Here is a 25,121-nt window from a genome sequence, read left to right as displayed (position 1 = left end):
GAAGGCTTTTCGTAGTAACGATGAAATAAAGGCAAATGCGGCATGATCAACTTAGTCTGCATTCAAATATATCAAGGGTTTAGAGCAATTTTAAGCGTGCGAAAGTTGAGTTACAATATACTAGCATTTAGGAAAAAATGCTAATCAAAAAGAGATGCCTCCCTTTTGATTAGCATTCTATACACTTAATAAAGTATTTTGTGCCGATTTAAATATTCCTGTAATGACAGAATCTCTTCTTCTGCAGTTTCCCTGGAAAGGGAATCGAGCACAGCCTGTAACGTTTCCAGACTCGTAAAATAAGGAATTTGATGACGTACAGATAATTCCCGAATGAAAAATCCGATTTTTTCTTTTTTCCTTCCTTCATTTGGAATGTTTAGGACGATGGCTGGCGGCGAATGCTGCCAAAAATCCAATATTTCGGCTTTATCATTTTTTATCTTCGTTACATTTATTCTATGCTGCTGTAAAAAGTCTGCCGTTCCTGCCGTTGCACAAATGGAAAAATTTAAGTTTGCAAACTGCCTGACAAGGGAAAGACTTTCCTCCTTTTTGCGGTCTGCAATTGACACAAATAGCCGGCCAGAAGCTTTTTCCTCTTCTGAAACCTTTCCGACATACGGCAGCACCTTTTTTAAAGCTGTATTTTTTGTAAATCCTAAACCGATAATTTCGCCGGTTGATTTCATTTCCGGGCCTAGTGCATGGTCAACCCCTTTTAGCTTGCTGGCGGAAAAAACAGGAGCTTTTATCGTATAAAAAGATGGTTCCGGCAATAAACCGAGCTTGTCGGACAATTTCTTTAACGGCATCCCTAATTGGACTTGTACCGCCCAATCCACCATCGGAATGCCCGTCACTTTGCTGAGGAAAGGCACCGTGCGGCTGGACCTAGGATTTACTTCTAAGACATATAATGTTTCATCATGGAATACAAATTGAATGTTCATCATTCCGATAACCGGCAAGGCGCAGCTGATTTTTCTTGCTGTCTCCAGCATCTGCTGCTTTACTTCGTCAGACAACGATTGTGCCGGCAAAACACTCATGCTGTCACCAGAATGCACTCCTGCTTTTTCAATATGTTCAAATATGCCGGGTACGACAATATCTTTTCCATCGCTAATGACATCCATCTCGCATTCGAGTCCTGGCAAATACGGGTCAACAAGGAGCGGCCAGCATTGACCATTCGTATCCTGTTCGATTCTTTTTACATAGTGAAAAAGCTCTTCCTCCGAATAACAGATGAACATCGACTGGCCGCCAATAACGTAGGACGGTCGCAAAAGCACCGGAAAACCGATTTCCTTTGCCCTCTCTGTCAATTGCTCTTTATATTCAACGGTAAAGCCGGCAATGTGGGGAATATTTAAAGATTGCAAAAACCGATAAAATTGTTCCCGATTTTCCATTTGATCCATATGTTCCGGCTGCGTTCCCAAAATGGGCACTCCTTCTTCCTGCAATTGATTTGCCAGATTAATTGCCGTTTGGCCGCCAAATTGGAGAAGAACCCCATCCACTTGTTCCTTTATAGAAACGGATAATACATCTTCCAGGGCCAGCGGTTCAAAATAGAGACGGTCCGCTATCGAGTAATCGGTGCTGACGGTTTCCGGATTATTGTTCATAATAATTGCTTCGTACCCTGATTTTTTTACTGCTTTGGCGGCATGGACGGAGCAGTAGTCAAATTCAATGCCTTGCCCAATCCGGATTGGACCGGAGCCGACAATAAGAATTTTCCGTTTTTCGGACGGTGACACTTCATCAATTCCGTTCCAGGTCGAATAATAATAAGGAGTTTCAGCCGCAAATTCCCCGGCACAGCTATCGACAAGCTTAAAAGCTGGCTGCAGGCCGATTTCCTGATAAGTTTCTCTTAATTGTTTTGGTGTGCATTGAAGCAATGATGCAATTCGCTCATCGCTCATGTTTATCTTTTTTGCCTGTGTTAATAAAGATGTCGGTACATTTGGCCAGCGATGGGAGGACAAAGTCTGCTCCAGCTGCATAATCTTTTCCAGCTTTCGCAAATACCATCTGTCGATCCCGGTTAACGCTTGAATTGCGCTTACGCCAAATCCGCGCTTGAGCGCCTCACCGATGGCAAACAGGCGGATGTCGTTTGGAGCATGCAGCAATTCCTTCAATTCGGAATCAGATTTTTCTTTCAGTCCCGGCCATTCCAAACTGTTTACTTGTAATTCCATGGAACGAATCGCTTTGTTTAATGCCCCCTCAAAAGTGCGATCCAATGCCATTGCTTCCCCTGTTGCTTTCATCTGTGTACCGAGTTTGCGATCTCCTTCGGTAAATTTATCAAAGGGAAAGCGAGGAAGTTTGACGACGACATAATCTAATGCCGGTTCCGTCGCAGCGTACGTATTTCCTGTAATTGGATTGATAATTTCATCCAAATGATAGCCGAGGGCGCATTTTGTTGCAATGCGGGCAATCGGATAGCCGGTAGCTTTTGAGGCGAGGGCAGATGAACGGCTGACCCGCGGATTTACTTCGATAACAAAATATTCATTTGACTGGGGATGAAGGGCAAACTGGATATTGCATCCTCCGATTACTTCCAATGCCCGTATGACTTTTATAGAGGCTTTACGCAGCATATGGTATTGGCGGTGGGATAATGTTTGGGACGGGGCAACGACGATTGAGTCACCCGTATGCACTCCTACCGGATCGATATTTTCCATATTGCAAATAATGATGCACGTATCGTTGGCATCCCGCATTACTTCAAACTCAATTTCTTTCCAGCCTTGAATGCTTCTTTCTACTAGAACTTGACCGATAGGACTAAGTTTTAGCCCTTTTTCCAGAAGCGAAAGGAATTCCTGTTCATTATTGGCAAACCCTCCCCCTTCCCCGCCAAGGGTATAGGCTGGACGCAAAATCACCGGAAAGCCGATATCTTTGATAAATGCAAGCCCTTCTTCCACCGTTTCAACTACTCGGGAGTCGGCCACAGGTTCGCCGATGTCTACCATTAACTGGCGAAACTTTTCCCTGTCCTCCCCTTTTTGGATAGATTGTACAGAAGTCCCTAACAGCTTTACGCCGTACCGTTCTAAAATTCCTTTTTCATGCAGTTTTACCGTTAAGTTTAAACTCGTTTGCCCGCCTAGAGTCCCTATTAATCCATCCGGTCTTTCCTTTGCAATAATTTTTTCCAATGTATTTATCTCTAACGGTTCCATGTATACCCGATCTGCAATTTGCTCATCGGTCATGATCGTTGCCGGGTTATTGTTTACTAATATTACTTCGATTCCTTCCTCCTTGAGGGCAAGACAGCCTTGTGTTCCTGCATAATCAAATTCAGCCGCCTGCCCGATTACAATCGGTCCGGAGCCGATGACGAGCACCTTTTTTACTGCATCACGCATGGACATAGCCAATCCCCCTCACTGCCTCCACCTTCTGTAAATAAGAATCCAACACTTGAGCCGTTTCTTCAGAATAGATATGAAACTGAACCGTCTGTACCGGCAAATATTGGTGGAGCAATCCTTCTGGAGTACCGTCATTCACGTTGAAAAATTGAACTTTAAACGTTTCGGAATCGATACTGTCTTTCATAACAGTAAAGCCGTGGTTTTGCGATGTAATAAGCACTTTTCCTGTTTCCGTATTTTTTACGGCATAATTTTCTCCCCGGTGTCCCAACAGCATTTTTTCAGTTTTGCAGCCATAAACTAATGCAATTAGCTGATGTCCCAGGCCGATGCCAAGGACAGGGTAATGTTCTGCAATCTTTTTTATTGTTGGCAAAAGAAAAGGTAAATCGGATGGATTTCCCGGCCCGGTGCCAATAATGACTCCGTCCGGTTTTAATTCCTTTATACTTGCAAACGAGGTATGAAAAGGCACGACAGTAACCCGATATCCTTTCGCCGCCAAATATTGAAGAAGGAAATTTTTTTGTCCAAAGTCGACAATGACGAGATGATATTTTCCTCTACCCCATTCTGCTATACGTGAAACCGAATAGGATTGTATCAGGGATACAGTATCAATTTCCTTCCACGGTCCGGCATATGTTTCTTTTTCCTTTACGATTTTGCCCTTTATCGATCCGTGTTTACGGAGGACGGCCGTCAAAGCACGGGTATCCACCTGTTTTAATCCGGGAATATTTTTTCTAATCAGCTCTTCTTCCAAAGAATGGATAGATCCATAATGGCTTGGTTCATCGCATAAATCACTGACAAGGACAGCGGCCGCCGCAATCCCTTCCCCTTTCTTGTACAGCGGATGGATTCCATAATTGCCGATAATCGGATAGCTGAAGGCGACAATGTGGCCGGCACTGGAAGGGTCGGTCAATATTTCCTGATACCCGGTCATTCCGGTATAAAATACGACCTCTCCCTCCGCTTCTCGCTCTGCTCCAATCCACTCCCCCTGAAAAACATCACCTGTTTCCAAAACGATATAGCCTTTCGTCACCTTCCCACCTCCTCTAACAATATCTCCTCCAATTGCCCGATGAATAATGCCAATTCGTCCAACGTTGTTGTTAGCGGAGGCAAAATTCTTACAACATTCGGTCCGGCGGTTAGCACAAGTATATTCCGCTTCTGCAGCTGTTCGACGATAAAAGATGCCGCACCCTCCAATTCCATCCCGATCAATAGACCGAGTCCGCGAATTTCTTTGATGCGAGAATAGGATTGCTGCAACCGAATTATGTCGGCCATAAGCTGCTTTTCCTTCTGTTTGACCTCTTGAAGGATATTTCCCTCAAGGATCGTTTCAATCGTTTCCATTCCTGCACTCATCGCTAACGGGTTTCCGCCAAAAGTGCTGCCATGGGTTCCCGGCTGAAAGGATGCGGCCACTTTTTCTTTCGCCAAAACTGCTCCAACAGGAAAACCGGAACCTAGACCTTTTGCCAAAGTGATGATGTCCGGCTCCACCCCAAATTGTTCATAGGCAAATAAGGTGCCTGTTCTCCCGATTCCCGTCTGAACTTCATCCACGATAAATAAAATATCATTTTCTTCGCAAACCTGTTTTAGCTGGCGGACCCATTCCGGATGGGCCACATTCACTCCGCCTTCCCCTTGCACTAGTTCCAATAAAACAGCAGTCGTTTTTCCGTTATGAATCTCTTCCAAACTTTGCTGATCATTAAAGGGCAAGTAGCGGAACCCCGGAGTCAGCGGCGTGAACCCGCGATGAATTTTTTCCTGGCCCGTTGCAGCCATCGTCGTACCGGTGCGACCGTGGAAGGAATTATAAAAGGTAACGATTTCCGTTCTTTCCGGATTCCCGCAATCTTTCGCATATTTTTTTGCCAGTTTAATCGCTGCTTCGTTTGCTTCAGCCCCGCTATTGCAGAAAAACACCTGGTCAAAAATGCTGTTTTCCGTAAGCAGTGCAGCAAGCTGTTCCTGAAGCGGGATTTCAAACAAATTGGAACAATGCCATAATAAATCGAGCTGTTCTTTCACCTTTTTATTGACAGAATCAGGATTATGACCTAGGTTGCACGCGGCAATGCCGGAGGTATAGTCCAAATACTTTCTTCCTTCTTCATCCCAGACATAGCTTCCTCTTCCTTTCACTAGCCGGAGAGGAAACCGCTGATACGTATTCATCAGTACTTTTTCCGAATGAATCGATGGATTAGACATGCTGGACCTCCTCTGTCGTAATGATTGTTCCTGCATTTTTTCCTTGCAAGTAATTCCAAAGATCGTCCGGCTTAATGCCATTAACGATTACTGTTTCTTTCGCCCCGTCGGTTAACGCTTGTAAAGCAGAGCGTACTTTTGGAATCATTCCGCCATGAATAACTTTTGCAGCAATGAGTTGTTCGATTTTTTCTTTATTCAGAAGAGGATGAAGAACCGTTTTCCCTTCCACCTTCTCCATGACCCCGGGGATATCGCTTATAAAAATTAGCTTTCCGTTTACCGCTGCCGCTACTGCTGCAGCTGCCATGTCTGCATTGATATTATATTTTTCCCCTTTTTCATCCAATCCGATAGGAGAAATAACGGGAATAGCTCCTCCGTGAAGCAATTTTTCCAGCCATTCTTTATTCACCCGTTTTACTTTGCCTACATATCCAAGTTTTCCTGAAGAATCTGCCGGTTCTGAAACGAGCAAGGCACCGTCAACTCCGCTGATGCCAACAGCAGAAAGATTTGCCTGCTGCAGACGATGGACAATATTTTTATTTACCGAACCGCTCATTACCATCTCGGCAATATCTAATACTTCCTTTGTCGTTACACGCAATCCGTCCACAAACTGGCATTGGATGCCGATTTTCTGGAGCATTCCGTTAATTTCCGGACCGCCTCCATGGACAATGATGAGCTGATATTTATTCATTTTTTGTAAACGAGCAAGACTGGCAAAAAAAGAGTTAGGCAATTTCCCTGCGATGCTCCCGCCAATTTTTATAACAATTTTCTCCATTTCAATCACCTCAAGTACGGTAGGAAGCGTTGATATTGATATATTCGTAGGTTAAATCACAGCCCCAGGCAACCGTTTTTTCTGATCCATTTTGCAAGTCGACATAAATTTTTACTGTATCCTCTTCCAAATAATCTTTTAATATCTTTTCTTCCGTTGCAGTTCCTAAACCGTTCTGAAAAATAATATGGTCTCCAAGGGCAACGTGAATCTTATTTAGATCAAACGTTTCGCCGCTATACCCGATAGCACAAACGATTCTTCCCCAATTCGGATCTTTCCCGTAGACGGCGGTTTTGACGAGATTGGATGAAATAATCGCTTTTGCCACCTGATTCGCCGCCCTTTTGTTAGAGGCGCCGGTGACGTGCACTTCGATGAGCTTTGTCGCTCCTTCTCCGTCCCGGGCAATCTTTTTTGCCAATTCAGCCATGACCGTTTCCAATCCTTGCAAAAACAATTGCCAATCCGGATGCCCAGGGTGGAGCGGATTATTCTTTTTCATGCCGTTTGCCAAAAGCAGGACCATATCATTCGTGCTCGAATCTCCATCAACGCTAATCATATTGAACGTCGAATCTGTCAACTGGCGTAATGCCAGCTGCAGGCTCTCCTGCTCTACACAAGCATCGGTGGCAATAAAACCAAGCATCGTTGCCATATTCGGATGGATCATCCCGGATCCTTTTGCTGCTCCTCCAATCGCAATCATCTTCCCGTCAATTTCGACTTTAACAGCCGCATGCTTCGTTACCGTATCCGTCGTTAAAATAGCCTGTTCAAAATGGTGAGCTTTATCATTTTCATCCATTTGGGAAATGCCGAAGCGAATTTTGTCCATCGGCAAAAAATCACCGATAACACCGGTAGAAGCAACCGCAACGTATTGGACCGGCACTTGCATCTTCTCCGCTGCGAGCCGCTGCATTTCCATGGCATCTTTCATCCCTCTTTCACCGGTACAGGAGTTGGCGTTACCTGAGTTGACAATAACCGTTTGAATCGTTCCGCTTTTTTCGATAGTGTTTTTCGTAATTTGAACAGGTGCGGCCTGAAATGCATTTACTGTATATACCCCTGCAGCTGCAGCAGGAACTTCGGAATGAATCCAGCCGAAATCAAGTTTTGTTTTTCGAATGCCGCAATGGATCCCGCCGGCAATAAATCCCTTTGCATCCGTTATATGTCCATCTTCTAACAATTGGATTTTTTCCGCTGTTTGCATCACTTCAATCATCCTTTCTGTTGCCAATAAATCTATGGATATACCGGAAAATCCTCTAATCCTAACGATTCGTCCCAGCCGTTCATCACGTTCACATTTTGGATTGCCTGACCGGCAGCGCCTTTTACTAAGTTATCTATGGCAGATACGATAATGAGCTGATTGGTCCGCGCATCTGCATGGATACCGATATCACAAAAGTTGCTGCCATATACTTCCTTCGTCGTCGGAAAATGACCTTCATCCCGAATGCGGACGAATGGATGCCCTTCATAAAAATTTCGGTAAAGGGAAATTATTTCTGCAGTGTCCGCATTTCGATTTAATGAGCCGTAAATGGTACATACTAAACCGCGGGTCATTGGTACGAGATGGGTTGTAAATACGGTTGTAATCGGTTGGTTGCCAGCTTGGGACAAATATTGGTCAATTTCCGGAATATGCTGATGATGGCCGACCTTATAGGCTGTAACATTTTCGTTCGTTTCCGAGAAATGGGTCATGGCGCTTTGCTTTCTTCCCGCCCCGGAAACTCCGGTTTTTCCGTCAATAATAATCGGATAGGGCTGGATCAGGTTATGGACAATGGCGGGAACAGTGCCAAGCAATGCCGCTGTCGGGAAGCATCCCGGGTTGGAGATGATTTTTGCATGTTTTATATCTTCTTTAAATACTTCCGTTAATCCGTACACCGCTTGTTGCAGCGTTGCATTCGGTGCTGCTTTTATTCCATACCATGCTTCATAATCCTCAGCTGATTTCAGCCGCAAATCGCCGGACAAATCAACACATTGGATTGGGGAATCTTGCAATTCGGGTATCAATTCTTTCGCCACTCCGGCTGGGGCAGCAAAAAAGACGATATCAATTTCATTTTTTAATTCTTCCGCATTCCACTCTTCCATCGTCACTTCAAAAACGTGAGATAAATGGGGATATGCTTCGGCAATACTGTTTCCGTACTGGGAATGGGAAATAATTTTCCGGATTTCAATCTTCGGATGGGACTGTAACAGTCTGACTAACTCCACCGCCCCGTATCCCGTTCCCCCAACAATTGCTGCTTTTTTCAATGACAAAACTCCCTTTTCCCTAATTGAATTATTCATAATTATAGATTCTGCCGTATAAATAATCAAGTATATTTATTAATATTTTTAAATAAATATGCAAAATCAACCGGATTTGTACAGCGTTATTGTATATTTATGCATATTAATTGAATAAACCATGGGCGCATTGCTTCCGCAGCCGATAGTTTCCTGCATAAAAAAATGCAAACCGCGAATACGGTTTGCATCAATTTGTATATGTTTCCAGAAATCTATATAACGTCCGGAGATATCCTTCTTTATCTAAGACGATGGATTCGCCATGGGAAGCCCCTTCCACGATGAACAGCTCTTTTTCGCTGTTTGTCGCATCATACAGTTTCTCCGTCATCGGAGTAGGAACAAAGGTATCCTTGCTTCCATGGATGTAAAGAATAGGCACTTCCGTTTTCTTTACTTGTTCCAAGGCGGAAGCTTCTTTAAACGTGTACCCGGCCTTCAGTTTTGTTACTAAAGCTGTAGTCGGAAGGATTGGAAATTCGGGAAGATGAAACATTCTTTCCAATTGGTAGGAAAACAGGTCGTGAACACTGGAGTAAGGGCTATCAGCGACAATCCCTTTTACATTTTCCGGAAGATTTTCCCCGCTTGTCATTAAGACCGTTGCTCCTCCCATGGAAACGCCGTGCAAAATGATTTCCGTCTCTTCGCCGAGTTCGGCAATGACCCGGTCGATCCACGCCACCATATCAAGCCGGTCATGCCAGCCAAAGCCGATATAGTCTCCTTCGCTTTTCCCGTGTCCCCGTAAATCTGGGGTAAACATATGGTAGCCTAGTTCTTCATAGTAATGCTGGCCAAAAAGGCCCATGTCACTGGCTCTCCCCAAATATCCGTGGGCAAAAATGACAACTTTATTGGTCGGCTTTTTTGCTTCGAGGAAATATCCCTTTAATGTTAAGCCGTCAAAGGATTCCAGTTCCCATACAGCAAAATCTTGACTTCGTACCCAATCCCGCCAATCTCCAGCGGTGAACACATCCATCGCCTCAGCAGAAACTTCCAGATCTTTATTTCCTGATAAGAAATCCTTCACATTTCTCGCGATGGCCAAATCGTACAAATAGTAACCGATGGCAAAATTTATTATGATGGCAATAATTATCAAACCGCCAATGACAGAGATCCATAGCTTCTTTTTGCTCACCTTGCTTCTCCTCTCTTTTTCTATTTCTATTATACTAGAAAAAGAAAGGTCTTTATGAGGTGGAAGTTTGGTAGTTTATAGAAACATGAGCAAAAATTCTCAATTTCTATTTATATATGTCTCCGCTCCATCAGGTGAATGCCCATCCCCATAAAAACAACTCCCATACAGAGCAAAATACTTATCGGAAACAGCAGCTCTTCCATCGGGTAGCCGTACATGACAACACCGTTGACAATTTCCATGCCGTAGGTTAGAGGATTTCCTTTCGACAGTGTCAGTAGAATTTCCGACTCGACGATTTCCAACGGCCAGTATGCCCCGCCAATCATTGCCATGCTTAAGGAGACTATCGGCAAAACACCGTTAAACTGCTGGACGGTTTTCACGACAGAAACGAGAAACATCGATAAGGCAACCACGGTAAAGACATATGGCAGAATCAGCAATAATGTCTCCATCATTTTCCCGTGAAAATCCAATCCGAATGCATACCGGAAGACGAGGAATATAACGATAATCTGCAAATACCCTTGCAAAAAACTATTGGCTAAATTTGCGACATACATTTCCCATTTCCTTGCAGGAGACAAAATCATCCGATCCCATATCCCAGCTTGTTTCTCCGTCAGCACAGGCAGAACCGTGTATCCGATCGTGTAAATGACGAAGAACAGCGTAAATCCGAATAGAAAATGATAATTGCTGTCATAGACAATCGCATCATCACTCCGGAACGTACTGGACTGAACGGAAAATACCGGATTATCGTTTAAACTGTCCCACTCCTTGCTTAATCTTTCCTGTTCTTCTTTCGGGAAATCCTCTATTGCAAGGGTCAATTTTTCCCGCTCCATCCTTTTTTCGTAAATGCCGGCTAATGCATACTCAACCATGCTGACATTCGGGGAATCCATGCCGACAATTATTTCAAAATCTTTATCCCTCAATATTACACCTAACTCCGCTTTTCCGTTTTCCACCAATTCCTTTAATTTCGCTTCGTCATCCAGCCACGAAAAATGGTAGCCTTCCAGCTCTTCCAAAGATGCATCCAAATTATCCGATATTTCATCGGCATAGACCGGAATTTTTAACGTATTCATATCATTGCTGCCGCCGATGATGAAAGCAAAAAGGATGGACATGGCCGTAAACAGCACAAAATCCCACGGTTTTCGGAGAAATGTTTTCCACTTGGCAAAAAGAATTCCTGTCATGAAGATATCCCCCTTTTCGGGAAAGTCATAGCTGCCACCACCGTAGAGGCGAAGGCAAATAATACGAGAAAAGTAAGATGGTCAGCAATTTCGGCAAATCCATCGCCCCGCAGCAATGCTAAATAAGCGGACATGGAAGCCCCATTCGGAGTGTAGTTCCCTAACTGCTGTATAATCTCCGATGAATCACCAATCGGAAAAAAACTTCCGCCGATAAAGGCCATAATCGTAACGATGACCCCTGAGAAGAAGTTCGTTAACGTTTCTGACTCTAACCGGTAGCTAATGGCCGTTAACAGCACGGCAATGCCGCCGACGGCAAGAGCGTAAATGCCGGTCGTCATGAAAAATGCGTAGGCATCCGGAAAAGCTACATCAAACACGATCCATGAAAATCCATAGATAATCAGGAGTTGAAGAAAAGCAAACAGGGCGGAACTGATTAAAATTCCGACAAAGTAAAGCCACCTGGATACATTCGCTAAAATAATCCGGTCAAATACTTGGGTTTTCTTTTCTAAAAAGGCAAAGGATCCGATAACTGAAGCGATAAACAGCACATTCATTGTCGCCATCCCTACCGTATAGTATTTCTTGGCATTAATCGGATTTTTTTCTTCAATCGGTATGATTTCATTCGCTAAATTTTCGTTATTAGCCAATACCAATCCGCTATCCAGCTGATTTTGCTGAAGAAAAGTTTCCTTTGTCAGCTTTTCCTGAAATTGTCCGAGTACGTTTTTTAAAATTCCTGCGGCAATTTGCTGTTGATCGTTTTCATAGATGATGAGCTCTGCCTCTCTCTTTTCACCTAAAACCATCGTCCGCAATGTATCGTAAGTAAAGTTTTCCGGCACTTCCAGCAGCATCGTATAGCCATCATCGTTTAAAATTTTTTCTTTATCGGATAAATTCACTTCTTCGATTTGAAACATATCCTGTAATTCTTCACTGCCAAAGACATTTTCTTTTAACAGCCGGATTGGGGCAATCGTATCGATTTCCTGCTCAAAATATTGGATTGTCTCTTCCGGCAGCCCCATTTTTTTCATATCTTCCAGAAACCGTTCTAACTGCCGTCCCTCGTCTTCTCTTTCCAAAATTGCTATTTTTCCAGTGATTGCCGGTGTTTCGCCATTCATCCAGCTGCTGAGAGCATTCCCTAAAATAACGATGAGAATAATCGGGAGACCGATTAAGAGCAATATTTCAACCGGATTTCGCATGAGCATAAATAGTTGCTTTTTAATAATAGGAAATAACATTTTAGGTCCCCTCCGTTCTAATCCCTTAACGCTCTTCCCGTTAAATGCAAAAAGACATCTTCCAAGGTAGGATCTTTTCGGTTAACCGAATTCAGTTCTTGGCCGGTTTCTTCTGCTATTTGGATGATGGCAGAAAACATATTTACTTCCCTGGGGACAATGACTGTTATCTCTTTCTCTTCCACGTGAATCCGGCTGATTAACGGATTTCCTTTTAATTTTGTTACAAATTCATTTTCCCATCGGTCTGCTTTGATTGATAGTGCTCGTTCCAACGAGATAATGTCCTTAATTTCATCTTTAGTTCCCGACGCAATTAGATTGCCTTTATCCAAAATATAAATCCGGTCACACAAAAATTCGACTTCCTCCATATAGTGGCTCGTATATAAAACTGTCATCTTTTTTTCCTCATTTAATCTCTTCACCGTTTCCAAAATATAGTTGCGGGACTGGGGATCAATGCCAACGGTTGGCTCATCCATAATAATTAATTCCGGCTCGTGTAGCATTGCTACCCCAATATTGAGCCTCCGCTTCATCCCGCCGGAAAACCGCTTCACAATATCCTTACGATGTTCGGTAAGCCCGATTTGTTCCAATACTTCCTCTGTTTTTTTCTTTAATTCTTTTCCTTTCAGACGGTAAATTCGGCCAAAGAAGTGCAGATTCTCCTCCGCTGTCAAATCTTCATACAAAGCAATATCCTGGGGAACCATGCCAATTACTTTCCGGAGCGGCTGAGGGTTCCGCAGCACACTTTTCTTTTGAAAACGGACATCACCGCTCGTAGGTTCCAAAAGTGACGCCAGCATGGAAATCAACGTTGATTTTCCCGCACCATTCGGTCCTAACAGTCCGACAATTTCTCCCCGTTCAATAAAGAGATTCACTTTTTTTACCGCTTCCGTCTGCTTATACCTTTTCGACAAGTCCACTAACTCAATCAAGTCGCTCCCTCCTTATCCAGCATTGTACGGCATTTATTTTTGCCGGAAAACTAACGCAAGTCATAAACTTTCCTCTTCACCGGTGACTAAAGTCATTTTATTTGGCGCTTCCCTATATCTCTCCCATAATCGGCTGGAACCCGGCGTTTTTTTTCTGTCCATAATAGGCCAGGATTTGTCCTGTCCCTGCCGTGAGACGCGCTCTCTCGGTCGATTCTTCTCCTTTTTTTGCTGAAATCTGCCGTGAGACGTCTTTTTCCAGCTGGTTCCGGCATTCTTCCCCTCTCGCACCTTCACAGACATTGCACTCACATACAAAAAAGCGCGGTACTCAAAAGAGTACCACGCATCTAAAACATCCTATTTTCTTTTTCTGCCTAAAAATCCAACCGTTGTAAATATAACAACCTGGGCTATTAATAACAATATACCGCCGCGAAGCTGCTCCATGACCGGGTCAAAAGGCATAAGGGCGCGGAAAAATTCCGGTGTCATTAAATCCGCGTCCGGAAGACAAACCATAATGGAGGACATAAATAATCGTACATCGGTATACAGTGCGTAAATACCCGAATCGGCGACGATTAAAACTACGCTGTAAGGGACGATGAGCAAAATATTTAACAGTGCATAAGTCCATTTAGTTTTATCGCTTAACGATGTATTTAACAATAAAGGATGGAAGAGCAAAATTGCTGCAATAAACAGGACGATCATGGCGAAATAATTCGCAAATAAATCCAATCTTACCGAGTTGAAAACCGCCGGGATGTGGTAACTGTAAAAGAGAACGTAAAATGTGACAAGAGCTACCCACGGGTTCGTAACGATTTTCAGCATATAGGCAAAGGTTTCATTTTTCTTCCAGCGTTCAATAATCTCATATTTAAATCCATATATTAGCAATGGCGGTGCTACAAAAAACAACAGTACGAGCTGTATTATATGGGAGCTGTACATAATTCTTGCAATGACGTTAATCGGACTTCCCAATGATGCAAATATTGCAAGCAGCCCAAGGATAAAGACAATTGATTTTTTTAGAGAGTGATTTTTCGACGGTGGCAATAGTAAAAAATAGATAATCAAAACAAATGAAATATAAATAAAAATACCGCCGTTCCACATCGTTGATGGATGGAATTCGTCCAAAATAATTTCCAGCATCCTGGTTCACCAGCTTTCTATTTCCTTCCCCATCCATTATAAAGGAAAAATGCGATTTCTTCCGGGAAAGATATAACAATATAATGACATTAATCGGTCAAATGGTGTTTTACTGCATAAATGGCAAGCTGGGTCCGGTCCCTTAATCCGGTTTTTTGCAAAATTTGTGTAATATGGTTTTTTACCGTTCCGACAGATAGATACAGCTCCTGGGCAATTTCCTTATTCGTCTTGCCTTCTCCGACTAGCTTCGTAATGGACAGCTCCCTCTGGGATAGATCAATATGTAATGCCGGCTTATCAAGCTTATCTCCTTTTAATAGCTGCGGTACTACTTTTCGTGCTACTTCATGATGCAAGAGCATTCCCCCTTCCATCGTCTGATACACTGCCTCGATTAGTTTGTCCGGCTCGGATGTTTTTAATAGAAAGCCGTCCGCTCCTTCTTTTAATGATTGTATCGCATATTCGTCATCATTAAAGGTGGTCAAAATTAATATTTTTACTTCCGGCCACTGCTTTTTGATAATCCGTGTCGCTTCGATTCCGTTCATATGCGGCATCCGCACATCCATCATAATCAAATCAATATGGTGTTTTTCTAAAATTTTTATCGCTTCCATCCCGTTTTCCGCTTCGTTAGTGACACGAATTTTTTTATCCTGTTCCAAAATTACCTTTAAACCTTGCCTGACAACCGCCTGATCCTCCACTAGCATCACTTTCCACAATTTACCTCGCCTCCCTCGGTATCGTACCGGATACGACAAATTCTTTCTCTGTCTGATATACATGAATCATTCCCTTTACTTGTTCCACCCGTTTTTTCATATTTGTTAAGCCAAATCCAAACGTGAATGGTTTCGGTTCAAAGATCGGATTGGAAATTTCAAAGGAAAGGTCACCAGCAGCAGAAACACCTAGAGTCACAGTGACTTTCCTTGATTGAGTATGGCGCATCGCGTTCGTAAGAGATTCCTGGATTACCCGGTATAGAACAACATTTTTTTCGTTGGAAAGGGGGATCGACAGCACCCCTTGTTTTAATGTAAAGTTCACTCGCAGATGGCTTTCTGCCTCCAGCTTGCGTATAAGCTGCACAATCGTTGCAATACCTTCGTTTTCTTCCCGCTCAATCGCTTTTACGGCAAGTCTCGTCTCTTCCAGACTTTCTCTAGCCATTTTTTTTAAATCTTCGAATTCTAGTTTTGGTTCCCGGATACTTAGCATTTCTAATTTCATCATTAACGCGGTTAACCGGTGTCCAACGGAATCGTGGATATCCCTTGCAATTTTATTCCGTTCTTCCAGTCGGGCATCCTGTTCCGCTGCCCTGCTCAGCCTTTTTAGCTTCCGGTATTCATCCAGCAGCTGTTCATACAGTTCTCTCTTTTCCTCGTTTTCTTTTTGCAGCCGGTTCACCGTTATAAAGAGAAGAAGAAAAAGAAGATAGAGGACGACTGTTTCAATGCTGATTTCCTTTTGCCCAGCCATGATGAAAAAGATGAAAAACATATTCCCTATCACGTATATGATATGTTCCCTCTTATTTAAGAGGCGCGCAGCATCAAAACTTAAAAAGAAAATAATAAGTACACTATAACCGGCTTCCCCTGTCAATAAAAGACTATGGCCGCAAACAAGCAAAGATAAGAACAAATATAATACGAGCAAGCCTTTCTTCAGCGAAAGAAAAAAATAAACCCCTATCGCCACGGAAAATACGAGGATGCTGAAGGGAAGAGTCCGGCTTTCGCTGGCAATGTAAAATATCCACAATAGACTGAAGGAAATAAACCGGAGCCAAAATTCAACCAAGCTACAAACCTTCTTTCTAACATATCTCTGCAAAAGTTCATATTATTATTCTATCATCCCTTGTTATAATGTTCATAAGGTTTTGAAAAAATAGAGGAGAAAAGGAGGATTTTCGATGAAGCATACGTATTTCATTACCGGATACCCAGGGTTTCTTGCCAGCAATCTAATCCGGCAATTATATGAAGATTACAATGCCCGCATTGAACATATGTACTTGCTCGTATTGCCCGCGTTAAAAGAGAAAGCAGAGCAGGAATTGCATCTTCTCCGAATGCAGCATCAGCTGCCGCCGATTTTTACCATTCTTCCCGGAGATATTACGAAACCGAATCTGTCTTTGGATGAATTAACATATGAGAGGCTAAAAAAATCGGTCACCCATGTTTTTCATCTAGCAGCGATTTATGATTTAGCTGTTCCTGAAGATATTGCCTATCAGGTAAATGTAATCGGGACAAAAAATGTCAATGACTGGGTCCAATCGTTAAAAAGGCTTATCCGTTATATTTACTTCAGTACCGCCTATGTATCTGGAACGAGAGAAGGGAAAATTTACGAACATGAACTTAATGAAGGCCAGTCTTTCCGTAATCATTACGAGCAGACAAAATTTGAAGCGGAACTGCTTGTCGATCAGATAAAGACATCCGTTCCGACGACAATCATACGGCCCGGGATCGTCATCGGACATTCACAGACGGGGGAGACGATAAAGTTTGACGGATTATACTTTTTCTTGAACTTATTTGAGCGGCTTTCCTTTTTGCCGGCAATCCCCGCCCTTAGCGGAGGCGAAGCGGAAGGGAATTTTGTTCCATCGGATTATGTCATTCGGGCGACTAGCTATCTATCCATTGACAGTATAGGAGAAGGGAAAACTTACCATTTAACAGATCCAAACCCGTATAAAATGAGGGAACTATACGAAATTTTGCTTTATGCTTATTTAGGAAAAACACCGAAAGGGAAAATACCATTACCGCTTGTAAAGGCCTCTCTTAAGATTAACCCTTTACGGCGCGGTTTGCGGGTAGAAACGGAAGCACTTGACTATTTTTCCATTCGTTCTTCCTATGATGCTGCTCAAGCAACAAAGGATTTGGAAGGGTCTGGTATTGCTTGTCCTGACTTTAAAGAGACAGTAGAGCCTATCGTCTCCTACTATAAAAAATATAAGCACGATGTAACGAAGCACATCACAATATTATAGCGGCACCTGCTGCAAGCCTATGATGCCTTGTTTCGCTGGATGAGATTAGCTATCTTTTCCTTATTGCTTCTGGCATATTGAATTCCATGAAACATCATCAGTCCCCACCAAAAAAGGAGATAAAGATGGCATACACCGATAATTATTGCCCAAGTATTTCCATTTCTAACTTGTTGCATTAAAAAGGCCCATTCATGAAGATCAGCAGGCCGCTGAACAGAAAATAGCAGCCCGGCCAACGGCGTGAATAAGGCAATGGCAATCATAAAAACTGCCGGGATACTATATTTTCGTTTTACCCAATAAATAATGCCCGTAATTAGCGATAACAGAAGGAAACAAAAATAAAAAATCCAAAATGCAGCAGATAATGATTCCATTTCAAGCATATCCCCCTTCATCAAGAATAGGAAATGGACACCGGGATAGTTCCATATTAACACTATATTAGTATATTTAAGAATATTTTGTCGAGATGGATAAAAATAAAAAGACTAGCCTGAAAAAAGGCTAGTCTTTTATGTGTAAAGTTCAGCCACATTTGCCGTATTTTTTATAATAAAAAGTTTTAAACCACCACTTCACCAAGTGGGTGTTCGCAAGAATCGTCCTGCCTTCCGTTCAAGGACGGCCCGGCATTAAGATTCCGATGTAAAACTCCCTATTATTTCGTCAGAGGTTAAAACTTTATTAAATACGAACAATGCAGCTTGTAACTTTATACTATAACGATACACGCTCTTTTTCAACTAATAAAATTTACCAGTCAGGTTAAAATAATTGTTCAAAGACTTCCAGCAATTGTTTTGTCCGCACTTCATCTTGGGCATTTCTCGCATAATCGAGTTCATTTTCCAAAACCTGATCTAAATAGCTAATTTCCTCTTCCGATAAATCTTTGACAAACTCAATTTCTTCCGAGTATTGATTTTCCTCCAATTTGGCAATAATTTGCTGACACATTTCGTTTTCACTGTAATTGGATAGTGACTCCCGCAAATATTTTAATGTATGGTCGATCGTTCTCCCTCCTTTTTACAGTTTCGTGTTTTTCTTCTTCGCCCGCTGTTCGAGCTGGGATTTTGGCTGCTGATCCGCCTCGTCCTCCGTCAGCCCTTGAGGATTGACGCTGGAATTTACCCGTTTTTTGCTCCAATTTTTGTTATTGCTCATCATTACACCTCCGGCATTATTATTTGTAAAAAAAGAAAAGACTATGCTAAAAAAGACGCTGTCATATAAGACAACGCCTTTTCATCTTTTATTTTTTACTAACTGTTCATAAGTATCCCGTAACGAACGTTTTAACACTTTGCCGCTCGGGTTTTTTGGCAATTCCTCAGCAAAATAAACATATTTCGGAACTTTAAACGAGGAAAGTTTTCCTTTGCAATAACGAATAACGGCTTCCTCCGTCAATTCAACCCCATCTTTTCTTACGATGACGGCGGTTACCGCTTCAATCCAATAAGCATCCGGCACTCCGATGACTGCTACTTCACTTACCCCTTCCAGCTCATAAATCACTTCTTCTACTTCCCTGCTGGAAACATTTACTCCGCCGGTATTGATCATATCCTTTTTCCTGTCCACAACGGTAATATAGCCTTCTTCATCCATTACACCAAGGTCGCCGCTGTGAAACCAACCGTTTTTAAACGCCTCTCTCGTTTTTTCCGGATCGTTTAAATAACCTTTCATTGCATGGGATGTACGATGAACAATTTCCCCCACTTCCCCGCGGGGAACTTCTTCGTCATTGTCATTAAATATTTTCGTTTGCACATTTAAAATCGGTTTTCCCGCAGAGCCAAGCTTTCTTAATTGGTCCTCCGGCTTTAGGACGGTCACAAGAGGGGCAACTTCTGTCTGCCCGTAGCAATTGTATAATTTTGCGTTCGGTAGTCGTGTCGTCAGTTCTTTAATAATTTCCATCGGCATAATGGCTGCGCCGTAATAACATTTTCTTAAGGATGATAAATCTCTCTTGTCAAAATCGGAATGTCTTAAAAGGGCAATCCATACCGTTGGCGGACAAAATAAGGAAGTGGCTTTTTCTTTCTCAATTGTACGCAAAATTTCCTCCGGATTTGCGCCTTCCAGAATGATGCCGCTCCCGCCGATATAAATACTCGGTCCGAGAAAAACATGGAGCTGGGCACTATGGTATAAGGGAAGGGCGTGAATCATCCGGTCGGATGGTTCCATATTTGTATCAACAACTGTACTTACATATTCGCTAATAATGCTTTTATGGGTGAGCATAACGCCTTTTGGCTTCGACTCTGTTCCGCTTGTATATAAAACATGGAGAAGATCATCATCGGCCAAGTCGGTTTCCACGGACGATGTCGGCTGTCCTTTGCGAAGGACGGATAGCGGGGTCCAAGTTGACAATGATTCATCTGAGAATTCTTGTGGGGTGTCCATTAAATAGCGAAATGAAATATCTTTTCCTATTCCGGCTTCATCAAGGATTGGAGCAAATTCCGGCGAGGCAATAAACCCGTTTGCGCCTGCATGTGCCAATATATACTCCGCATCGCTTGCGGTTAGCATATAGTTGATCGGAATCATTACCGCTCCAAGCCGCGCCAAGGCAAAATTGACGACGACAAAATCTAAGCTGTTTCTCGACATCACAGTCATCTTATCGCCTTTTTTGACTCCATCTTTCCGCATCCCATGGGCGGTTTGATTCACAAGAACATCCAGTTCCGTATACGTCAGCCGTAAATCTTTGTATGCAATGGCGAATTTATCGGGGTAACGGTCTTTCGTTCGTTCCAAAATGTCCCCTAGCGTGTTTCTTCTCGCCCTTTCCACAAGCTTATCCACTTCCGTTTCTACATGCTGCTGATTCATCATCGGATCACCCTTTCTATAAATTTTAATATTCTTTCTATTATATTAATTCAGAAATTTTTATATATCAAGGTTCAAAAAAAGAGAGGCATATGTGCCCCTCGCTTCGTTCATATTTTCATAATGTCATAGTTTGTTATAATTCCTGTCAGTTTTTCCGATGGCGAACCATTTTTTGTAATCAGCAAAGCACCAATACGGTGGCCTTTTTCAGTATTCGCTTTAAAAATATCATCAGCTTCATAGACAGAAGTATTTTCAGCAACAAAGCGATAGTTCCCTTCCTGTTCATAAGCCAATATATCGAGTAAAATCGTATTTTCCGAAAACAGCCTATTATCTTCCAGATTCATTGCCAGCCATTTCGCAATTCCCTTTTGGGTAATCAATCCTTTAAACCGTTGGCCGTCGTATACAGGAAATTTAGTAAATCCTTTGTTGCGGATAAAGGACAGGATGCGGGAAACATTTTCCGATTGCTGGAAACAGTATACTTTGCGGGAAAATAATTGGGCAACCGTTCTCGGACGGAACAGCTCTTCTTCAATCAGCTTCATTCTTTCAATGACTGTATCATGGGGCTCTGCGATGGCATAGGTTATGTCTGTTTTATTATGTACAATCGCGTTTCTCAGCTCGGCAAATTCCAATAAATCGTCACTATACCGCCTTATAATCGGATTGGACTTTCGCAGCATTTTCACTGCCCGGGCGAAGCCAATCTCCTTTTTATTATAAACTTTCGACTTCAAATATTTTTCAATCCGATGAAAAGATGCAATAAATATATCTGAGTTTTTGTACATTGTCATTTCCCCTAATCGTTTTGGTCGTCAATGCTGATGAAACAGGGTTACCCCGTCTTTGTCGATGCGATAAATTTTTCCAAGGGTTTCTAAATAGATGAGTCTTGTCAGCGTAGCCATAAACGTACTGATATGCGTTAATATATCTACTTCGCCATAAATATCTGCACAAATCTCGTAAGCTGTTTTCGGCTCCCCTTTCAGCAGCCGATAAACTTGTTCCAGTCGCCATTGGTGCCTTTTTTCCAATTCTAATATTCTATCATAAAGTTGATCAATTGTTTCACCATGGCCTGGCAAAGCAAGATTGGCAGAATACGGTTTTATTTTTTGTAATGAAGTCAAATATTCCTGCAGCGGGTTTCCCTCTTTTCCGTTCCAGAGTCCTATTACCGGCGCAATATCTTTCAAAATGTGGTCACCGACTATCATCAGTTTTTCTTCCTTCGCGTAAAAACAAAACTGATCGGGCGCATGACCTGGCGTCCATATCGCCTGAAATTCATCATCTCCCAATCGGATAACGTCCCCTTCAGCAAATATTCCGTCGGGTTCAAAATCATAAATGGATAAATCCCAGCGAAATGTTTTCGGAATTTCCGGACCGCCGTGGTTCTGAATTAGCCGCTGGATATCTTCCATGCTTCGGTTTAAATTCTTTTTCATTTCCTGATAGCCAATATCAGAAACGTATACCGGAATTCCTATTTTCTCTTGAAACCATTTTGCCAGTCCAACATGGTCTTCATGAACATGGGTTAGAACAACCTTCTCTATTTTCTCACCCTGGGATAAAAAAGATTTCCAGATTTCTTTTGCTTCCCGATGGTTCATTCCTGTATCGATAATCGTATATCCTTTACTGCCTTTCATCAGATAACTGTTTACACTTCCCATGCCTTGCGGGAAAGTAATGACTATTTTTTGGATGCTGTCTGTTATCGGTATAAGCATTCGTTTCTCCTCTTTCGCCGGAAAAAAGTATACAAATATAATTTTAGCTTCTCCAAAGGGAAATGCAAGAAAACAAATCAGCTTAGTATGATGTATACGCAAGTAAATAGCTGCGAAAACTTGCCCGGATTCGGAAAAAGAATGCCAAAAAAGCTTGACTTCTATTGAAAAGAACTGTAAGTTATGTAATAACAATCAAATATACATCATCTTATCAAGAGAGGTGGAGGGACTGGCCCTGTGAAGCCTCGGCAGCGGACCTTTTTAGGTACTGTGCCAATTCCAGTAGCAGATTTGCTAGAAGATAAGAAGAGCATCCTTTCCATTTTTTACTACGATGGAAAATGAACCCTCTTCTTATGTTAAGAAGGGGGTTTTTCATTTTATTACAAAAGAAAGCAGGGATAAAGATGGCAAAATTACATGTTAACGCCCCATTCCGGGCAGATCATGTCGGAAGTTTATTGCGTCCGGCGCGAATTCATCAGGCAAGAAAGGATTTTCAGGAAGGAACAATCACTAAAGAACAGCTTTACGAAATCGAAACAGAAGAAATTAAGAAAGTGGTAGATAAGCAAATTGAAGTCGGACTTCAAGCGGTTACCGACGGGGAATACCGCAGGAGATTTTGGCATACGGATTTTCTCGAACATTTAAACGGTGTAGAAGGGTATGTGCCAGAACGGGGTTTTCAATTTAAAGGGGAAGAGACGGAAAAATATGATGTCCGGGTGATCGGTAAAGTTTCCTTTAACAAAGACCACCCCCACATTCATGATTTTAAACTGTTTAAGGAAATTGTCGGGGACCGGGCAATTGCAAAACAGACGATACCGAGCCCTAATCAGATGTTTAATGCAGGAATCCGCAATCTGGAAATTTACCCGGATATTCAGGAATATGCCGATGACATTATCGAAACGTACCGGGAAGCTATCCGAGCCTTTTATGAAGCCGGCTGCCGCTATTTGCAATTTGACGATGTGTATATGGCAGGCTTAAACGCTCCGGAAATCCCGTTTAATGATTCGGGAATGTCCCGGGAGGAATTGATTGACCTGGCTCTCTACGTGGTGAACGGGGTCCTGGAAGACAAACCGGAAGATTTAACGATTACAACCCATTTATGCCGCGGCAACTATCGGTCAAAGTGGGCTTTTGAAGGAAGCTATGCCAAAATTGCTCCAACTATTTTTGCCAAAGAAAAGGTGAACGGCTTCTTTCTGGAATATGATGACGATCGTTCGGGAGATTTTAACCCGCTGCACCATATACAAGATGGAGGTCCTAAAGTTGTGTTAGGCTTATTCACTTCCAAGTCTGGTGAAATGGAAGATAAAGATACGATCTTGGCCCGAATCGAAGAAGCGAGCAAAATCGTTCCGTTGGAGCAATTATGCATTAGTCCGCAATGCGGATTTGCTTCCACCCACCACGGTAATCTGCTGACGGAAGAACAGCAATGGGCAAAACTGAAATATATCGTTAACATCGCCAAAGAAGTATGGAGCTAATACTGCCGGCGCCAGGCAATTCCTGAATAATGCCTGAAAATCCACCGGTGCCTGTCACCCCCCAAATGTTGTCGAATAGATAACAGGGAAGTGACACTTCACCTCATACCCTATTCCGGGGTTGTCCGGTACTTGGATAACCCCGTCATTTACAATTACTTCCGGTTCGATAATATCCTTTTCCCAATAGCGGGAGGAAGCAGATACATCTCCCGGAAAAACGAAGTTGGATAACGTAGAAAGAGCAATATTATGAGCCCGGCCAACACCAGCTTCCAGCATGCCGCCGCACCAGACAGCAATTCCATTCTCCTTGCAAAAGTCATGAATTCGTTTCGCTTCCGATAAACCACCAACCCGGCCGATTTTAATGTTGATTACTTTGCAGCTTCCCAATTCCGCCGCCTTCTTGGCATCTGCCAATGAGCGGATGCTTTCGTCAAGACAAATCGGCGTATGCAGCTCCTTCTGAAGTTTTGCATGATCCACAATATCATCGTGGGCGAGCGGCTGTTCAATCATCAATAAACTCAACTCGTCAAGCTGCTTTAAATGGTTAATATCGGCCAAAGTATAGGCGGAATTTGCATCAGCCATGATCGGCGTATCGGGAAAAACTTCTCGGACTTCCCGGAGCATTTCTATATCTGCTCCAGGCTTGATTTTTAATTTTATGCGCTTATACCCTTTTTCGAGCGCCTCCTCCATCGTTTGCAGCAATTCTTTGATTGTCGGCTTTAAGCCAATGCTAATGCCAACGTCAATTGTCTTCCTTTCCCCGCCGAGAACCCGGAAGAGTGGCAGCTTTTTCCGTTTTGCATATAAATCCCAAATGGCTCCCTCAACGGCAGCTTTTGCCATATTGTTCCCTTTAATCCGGCGGAAAAGCTCAAACACTTCGTCCGGATGCTCAACCGGTTGTTCCTTTAATATAGGCAAAAGAAAGTCTTCAATCATATGGAACGTTGTTTTTACCGTTTCTTCCGTATACCAGGGAGCAGAAAAGGCAACGGATTCCCCGTAGCCGATATTTCCTTCCCCGTCCAATACCTCGATAATAAAAAATTCTTTATCTTGCAACGTGCCAAAACTTGTGGAAAATGGCTCTTTCAGCCGCATCTCTGCTTTACGCAAGTTTACCTGCTTTATCGGAATCATATTTTATTCTCCTGTTCACGAAAAAATGCAATTTTTTATTTAATGATAGTATACATGAAAAGGACAATAGCAACACGGGAATAAGTTTTGCTATGCTTCTTGTTTCTCCGTATGTTACTATGAAAATTAAAGATTATTTGGTAGTGTCAAAAGTTCTATGAAAACTCAGTATTGGAAGGATGTGTTCTAACGAAAATAGAGAAAATGCCGCCGCAATCGCTCTTGACAAACACGTCAATGGTTTGATTTCG

The 25,121-nt window shown here is 42.6% G+C and carries 22 protein-coding genes, 1 other RNA gene and 1 riboswitch; of the genes, 2 read left to right on the top strand and 21 right to left on the bottom strand.

From position 1 onward, the window contains the following. Window positions 1-185 precede the first annotated feature (185 nt). The 13 genes from carB to IEV18_RS12300 all read right to left on the bottom strand — a co-directional run bounded on the left by carB (window position 186) and on the right by IEV18_RS12300 (window position 16,360). Entirely contained in the window at window positions 186-3,416 is a 3,231-nt protein-coding gene (gene carB, locus IEV18_RS12360) for a carbamoyl-phosphate synthase (glutamine-hydrolyzing) large subunit (RefSeq protein WP_188392692.1), read from the bottom strand. After that, window positions 3,403-4,473 carry a carbamoyl phosphate synthase small subunit gene (locus IEV18_RS12355; RefSeq protein ID WP_188392691.1) on the bottom strand — a complete coding sequence of 357 codons (1,071 nt, stop codon included), beginning with the start codon at window positions 4,471-4,473 and terminating at the stop codon, window positions 3,403-3,405. Before IEV18_RS12355 ends, carB begins: the two co-directional genes overlap by 14 nt. Then, a complete protein-coding gene (gene argD, locus IEV18_RS12350; RefSeq protein ID WP_188392690.1) occupies window positions 4,470-5,663 on the bottom strand; it encodes an acetylornithine transaminase in 1,194 nt (397 codons plus the stop codon). Before argD ends, IEV18_RS12355 begins: the two co-directional genes overlap by 4 nt. Continuing rightward, on the bottom strand, window positions 5,656-6,456 hold the full coding sequence (gene argB, locus IEV18_RS12345) for an acetylglutamate kinase (RefSeq protein ID WP_188392689.1): 801 nt from the start codon (window positions 6,454-6,456) through the stop codon (window positions 5,656-5,658). The genes argD and argB overlap by 8 nt, the downstream gene beginning before the upstream one ends. Before the next feature lie 10 nt (window positions 6,457-6,466). Further along, window positions 6,467-7,681 carry a bifunctional glutamate N-acetyltransferase/amino-acid acetyltransferase ArgJ gene (gene argJ, locus IEV18_RS12340; protein WP_188392694.1) on the bottom strand — a complete coding sequence of 405 codons (1,215 nt, stop codon included), beginning with the start codon at window positions 7,679-7,681 and terminating at the stop codon, window positions 6,467-6,469. 32 nt (window positions 7,682-7,713) lie between these two features. Beyond that, window positions 7,714-8,754 carry an N-acetyl-gamma-glutamyl-phosphate reductase gene (gene argC / locus IEV18_RS12335; RefSeq protein ID WP_188392688.1) on the bottom strand — a complete coding sequence of 347 codons (1,041 nt, stop codon included), beginning with the start codon at window positions 8,752-8,754 and terminating at the stop codon, window positions 7,714-7,716. A 226-nt stretch (window positions 8,755-8,980) separates the two neighbouring features. After that, entirely contained in the window at window positions 8,981-9,940 is a 960-nt protein-coding gene (locus IEV18_RS12330) for an alpha/beta hydrolase (protein WP_188392687.1), read from the bottom strand. A gap of 110 nt (window positions 9,941-10,050) precedes the next feature. Beyond that, the gene (locus IEV18_RS12325) at window positions 10,051-11,160 is read right to left on the bottom strand and encodes an ABC transporter permease (protein ID WP_188392686.1); all 1,110 of its coding nucleotides are present in this window, start codon (window positions 11,158-11,160) and stop codon (window positions 10,051-10,053) included. Continuing rightward, the gene (locus tag IEV18_RS12320; RefSeq protein WP_188392685.1) at window positions 11,157-12,425 is read right to left on the bottom strand and encodes an ABC transporter permease; all 1,269 of its coding nucleotides are present in this window, start codon (window positions 12,423-12,425) and stop codon (window positions 11,157-11,159) included. Before IEV18_RS12320 ends, IEV18_RS12325 begins: the two co-directional genes overlap by 4 nt. A 17-nt stretch (window positions 12,426-12,442) precedes the next feature. Further along, window positions 12,443-13,375 (bottom strand): ABC transporter ATP-binding protein, encoded by a 933-nt coding sequence (locus tag IEV18_RS12315; protein ID WP_188392684.1) that lies wholly within the window; start codon window positions 13,373-13,375, stop codon window positions 12,443-12,445. 360 nt (window positions 13,376-13,735) lie between these two features. Next, window positions 13,736-14,542: a cytochrome c oxidase assembly protein gene (locus tag IEV18_RS12310; RefSeq protein ID WP_188392683.1), complete on the bottom strand. Its 807-nt coding sequence runs from the start codon at window positions 14,540-14,542 to the stop codon at window positions 13,736-13,738. 89 nt (window positions 14,543-14,631) lie between these two features. Then, the gene (locus IEV18_RS12305) at window positions 14,632-15,273 is read right to left on the bottom strand and encodes a response regulator transcription factor (RefSeq protein ID WP_188392682.1); all 642 of its coding nucleotides are present in this window, start codon (window positions 15,271-15,273) and stop codon (window positions 14,632-14,634) included. Between the two features lies 1 nt (window position 15,274). Continuing rightward, window positions 15,275-16,360 (bottom strand): sensor histidine kinase, encoded by a 1,086-nt coding sequence (locus tag IEV18_RS12300; protein ID WP_188392681.1) that lies wholly within the window; start codon window positions 16,358-16,360, stop codon window positions 15,275-15,277. 115 nt (window positions 16,361-16,475) lie between these two features. Here IEV18_RS12300 and IEV18_RS12295 point away from each other — a divergent pair, with 115 nt between their 5' ends. Continuing rightward, window positions 16,476-17,573: an SDR family oxidoreductase gene (locus IEV18_RS12295; RefSeq protein ID WP_188392680.1), complete on the top strand. Its 1,098-nt coding sequence runs from the start codon at window positions 16,476-16,478 to the stop codon at window positions 17,571-17,573. A gap of 17 nt (window positions 17,574-17,590) precedes the next feature. Here IEV18_RS12295 and IEV18_RS12290 read toward each other — a convergent pair whose 3' ends face one another. The 7 genes from IEV18_RS12290 to IEV18_RS12260 all read right to left on the bottom strand — a co-directional run bounded on the left by IEV18_RS12290 (window position 17,591) and on the right by IEV18_RS12260 (window position 22,198). Then, window positions 17,591-17,953 (bottom strand): hypothetical protein, encoded by a 363-nt coding sequence (locus IEV18_RS12290; RefSeq protein WP_188392679.1) that lies wholly within the window; start codon window positions 17,951-17,953, stop codon window positions 17,591-17,593. 148 nt (window positions 17,954-18,101) lie between these two features. Further along, a non-coding RNA gene (gene ssrS, locus IEV18_RS12285) (6S RNA) lies at window positions 18,102-18,288 on the bottom strand. A gap of 56 nt (window positions 18,289-18,344) precedes the next feature. Then, window positions 18,345-18,593, bottom strand: a complete 249-nt coding sequence (locus IEV18_RS12280) for a sporulation protein (protein ID WP_188392693.1) — start codon at window positions 18,591-18,593, stop codon at window positions 18,345-18,347. 15 nt (window positions 18,594-18,608) lie between these two features. After that, window positions 18,609-18,749 carry a small, acid-soluble spore protein L gene (sspL, locus tag IEV18_RS12275; protein ID WP_188392678.1) on the bottom strand — a complete coding sequence of 47 codons (141 nt, stop codon included), beginning with the start codon at window positions 18,747-18,749 and terminating at the stop codon, window positions 18,609-18,611. 78 nt (window positions 18,750-18,827) lie between these two features. Beyond that, window positions 18,828-20,438 carry an acyl-CoA synthetase gene (locus IEV18_RS12270; protein ID WP_373281922.1) on the bottom strand — a complete coding sequence of 537 codons (1,611 nt, stop codon included), beginning with the start codon at window positions 20,436-20,438 and terminating at the stop codon, window positions 18,828-18,830. Window positions 20,439-20,548: 110 nt separating this feature from the next. Beyond that, window positions 20,549-21,244, bottom strand: coding sequence for a CBS domain-containing protein (locus tag IEV18_RS12265; RefSeq protein ID WP_188392676.1), 696 nt, complete (start codon window positions 21,242-21,244; stop codon window positions 20,549-20,551). A 27-nt stretch (window positions 21,245-21,271) separates the two neighbouring features. Continuing rightward, the gene (locus IEV18_RS12260; RefSeq protein WP_188392675.1) at window positions 21,272-22,198 is read right to left on the bottom strand and encodes an MBL fold metallo-hydrolase; all 927 of its coding nucleotides are present in this window, start codon (window positions 22,196-22,198) and stop codon (window positions 21,272-21,274) included. Between the two features lie 208 nt (window positions 22,199-22,406). Continuing rightward, window positions 22,407-22,509, top strand: a riboswitch (SAM riboswitch). A gap of 99 nt (window positions 22,510-22,608) precedes the next feature. Here IEV18_RS12260 and IEV18_RS12255 point away from each other — a divergent pair. Next, entirely contained in the window at window positions 22,609-23,712 is a 1,104-nt protein-coding gene (locus IEV18_RS12255; protein WP_188392674.1) for a 5-methyltetrahydropteroyltriglutamate--homocysteine S-methyltransferase, read from the top strand. Window positions 23,713-23,766: 54 nt separating this feature from the next. Here IEV18_RS12255 and menC read toward each other — a convergent pair whose 3' ends face one another. Further along, on the bottom strand, window positions 23,767-24,870 hold the full coding sequence (gene menC, locus IEV18_RS12250) for an o-succinylbenzoate synthase (protein ID WP_188392673.1): 1,104 nt from the start codon (window positions 24,868-24,870) through the stop codon (window positions 23,767-23,769). Window positions 24,871-25,121: the final 251 nt, after the last annotated feature.

Source organism: Compostibacillus humi, from assembly GCF_014637175.1.
In the GTDB taxonomy this organism is placed as follows: Bacteria; Bacillota; Bacilli; order Bacillales; family Amphibacillaceae; genus Oceanobacillus; species Oceanobacillus humi.
This window is presented reverse-complemented; position numbering and strand designations above follow the sequence as displayed.

What these genes read in the sequence shown, in the direction of transcription:
- menC (WP_188392673.1), bottom strand. Translation starts at nt 24,870, where the DNA reads ATGATTCCGATAAAGCAGGTAAACTTGCGTAAAGCAGAGATGCGGCTG.
- IEV18_RS12270 (WP_373281922.1), bottom strand. Translation starts at nt 20,438, where the DNA reads ATGAATCAGCAGCATGTAGAAACGGAAGTGGATAAGCTTGTGGAAAGG.
- IEV18_RS12290 (WP_188392679.1), bottom strand. Translation starts at nt 17,953, where the DNA reads ATGGAATCATTATCTGCTGCATTTTGGATTTTTTATTTTTGTTTCCTT.
- IEV18_RS12265 (WP_188392676.1), bottom strand. Translation starts at nt 21,244, where the DNA reads ATGTACAAAAACTCAGATATATTTATTGCATCTTTTCATCGGATTGAA.
- argJ (WP_188392694.1), bottom strand. Translation starts at nt 7,681, where the DNA reads ATGCAAACAGCGGAAAAAATCCAATTGTTAGAAGATGGACATATAACG.
- argD (WP_188392690.1), bottom strand. Translation starts at nt 5,663, where the DNA reads ATGTCTAATCCATCGATTCATTCGGAAAAAGTACTGATGAATACGTAT.
- carB (WP_188392692.1), bottom strand. Translation starts at nt 3,416, where the DNA reads ATGTCCATGCGTGATGCAGTAAAAAAGGTGCTCGTCATCGGCTCCGGA.
- IEV18_RS12255 (WP_188392674.1), top strand. Translation starts at nt 22,609, where the DNA reads ATGGCAAAATTACATGTTAACGCCCCATTCCGGGCAGATCATGTCGGA.
- argB (WP_188392689.1), bottom strand. Translation starts at nt 6,456, where the DNA reads ATGGAGAAAATTGTTATAAAAATTGGCGGGAGCATCGCAGGGAAATTG.
- IEV18_RS12325 (WP_188392686.1), bottom strand. Translation starts at nt 11,160, where the DNA reads ATGACAGGAATTCTTTTTGCCAAGTGGAAAACATTTCTCCGAAAACCG.
- IEV18_RS12310 (WP_188392683.1), bottom strand. Translation starts at nt 14,542, where the DNA reads ATGCTGGAAATTATTTTGGACGAATTCCATCCATCAACGATGTGGAAC.
- IEV18_RS12260 (WP_188392675.1), bottom strand. Translation starts at nt 22,198, where the DNA reads ATGCTTATACCGATAACAGACAGCATCCAAAAAATAGTCATTACTTTC.
- IEV18_RS12295 (WP_188392680.1), top strand. Translation starts at nt 16,476, where the DNA reads ATGAAGCATACGTATTTCATTACCGGATACCCAGGGTTTCTTGCCAGC.
- IEV18_RS12320 (WP_188392685.1), bottom strand. Translation starts at nt 12,425, where the DNA reads ATGTTATTTCCTATTATTAAAAAGCAACTATTTATGCTCATGCGAAAT.
- sspL (WP_188392678.1), bottom strand. Translation starts at nt 18,749, where the DNA reads ATGATGAGCAATAACAAAAATTGGAGCAAAAAACGGGTAAATTCCAGC.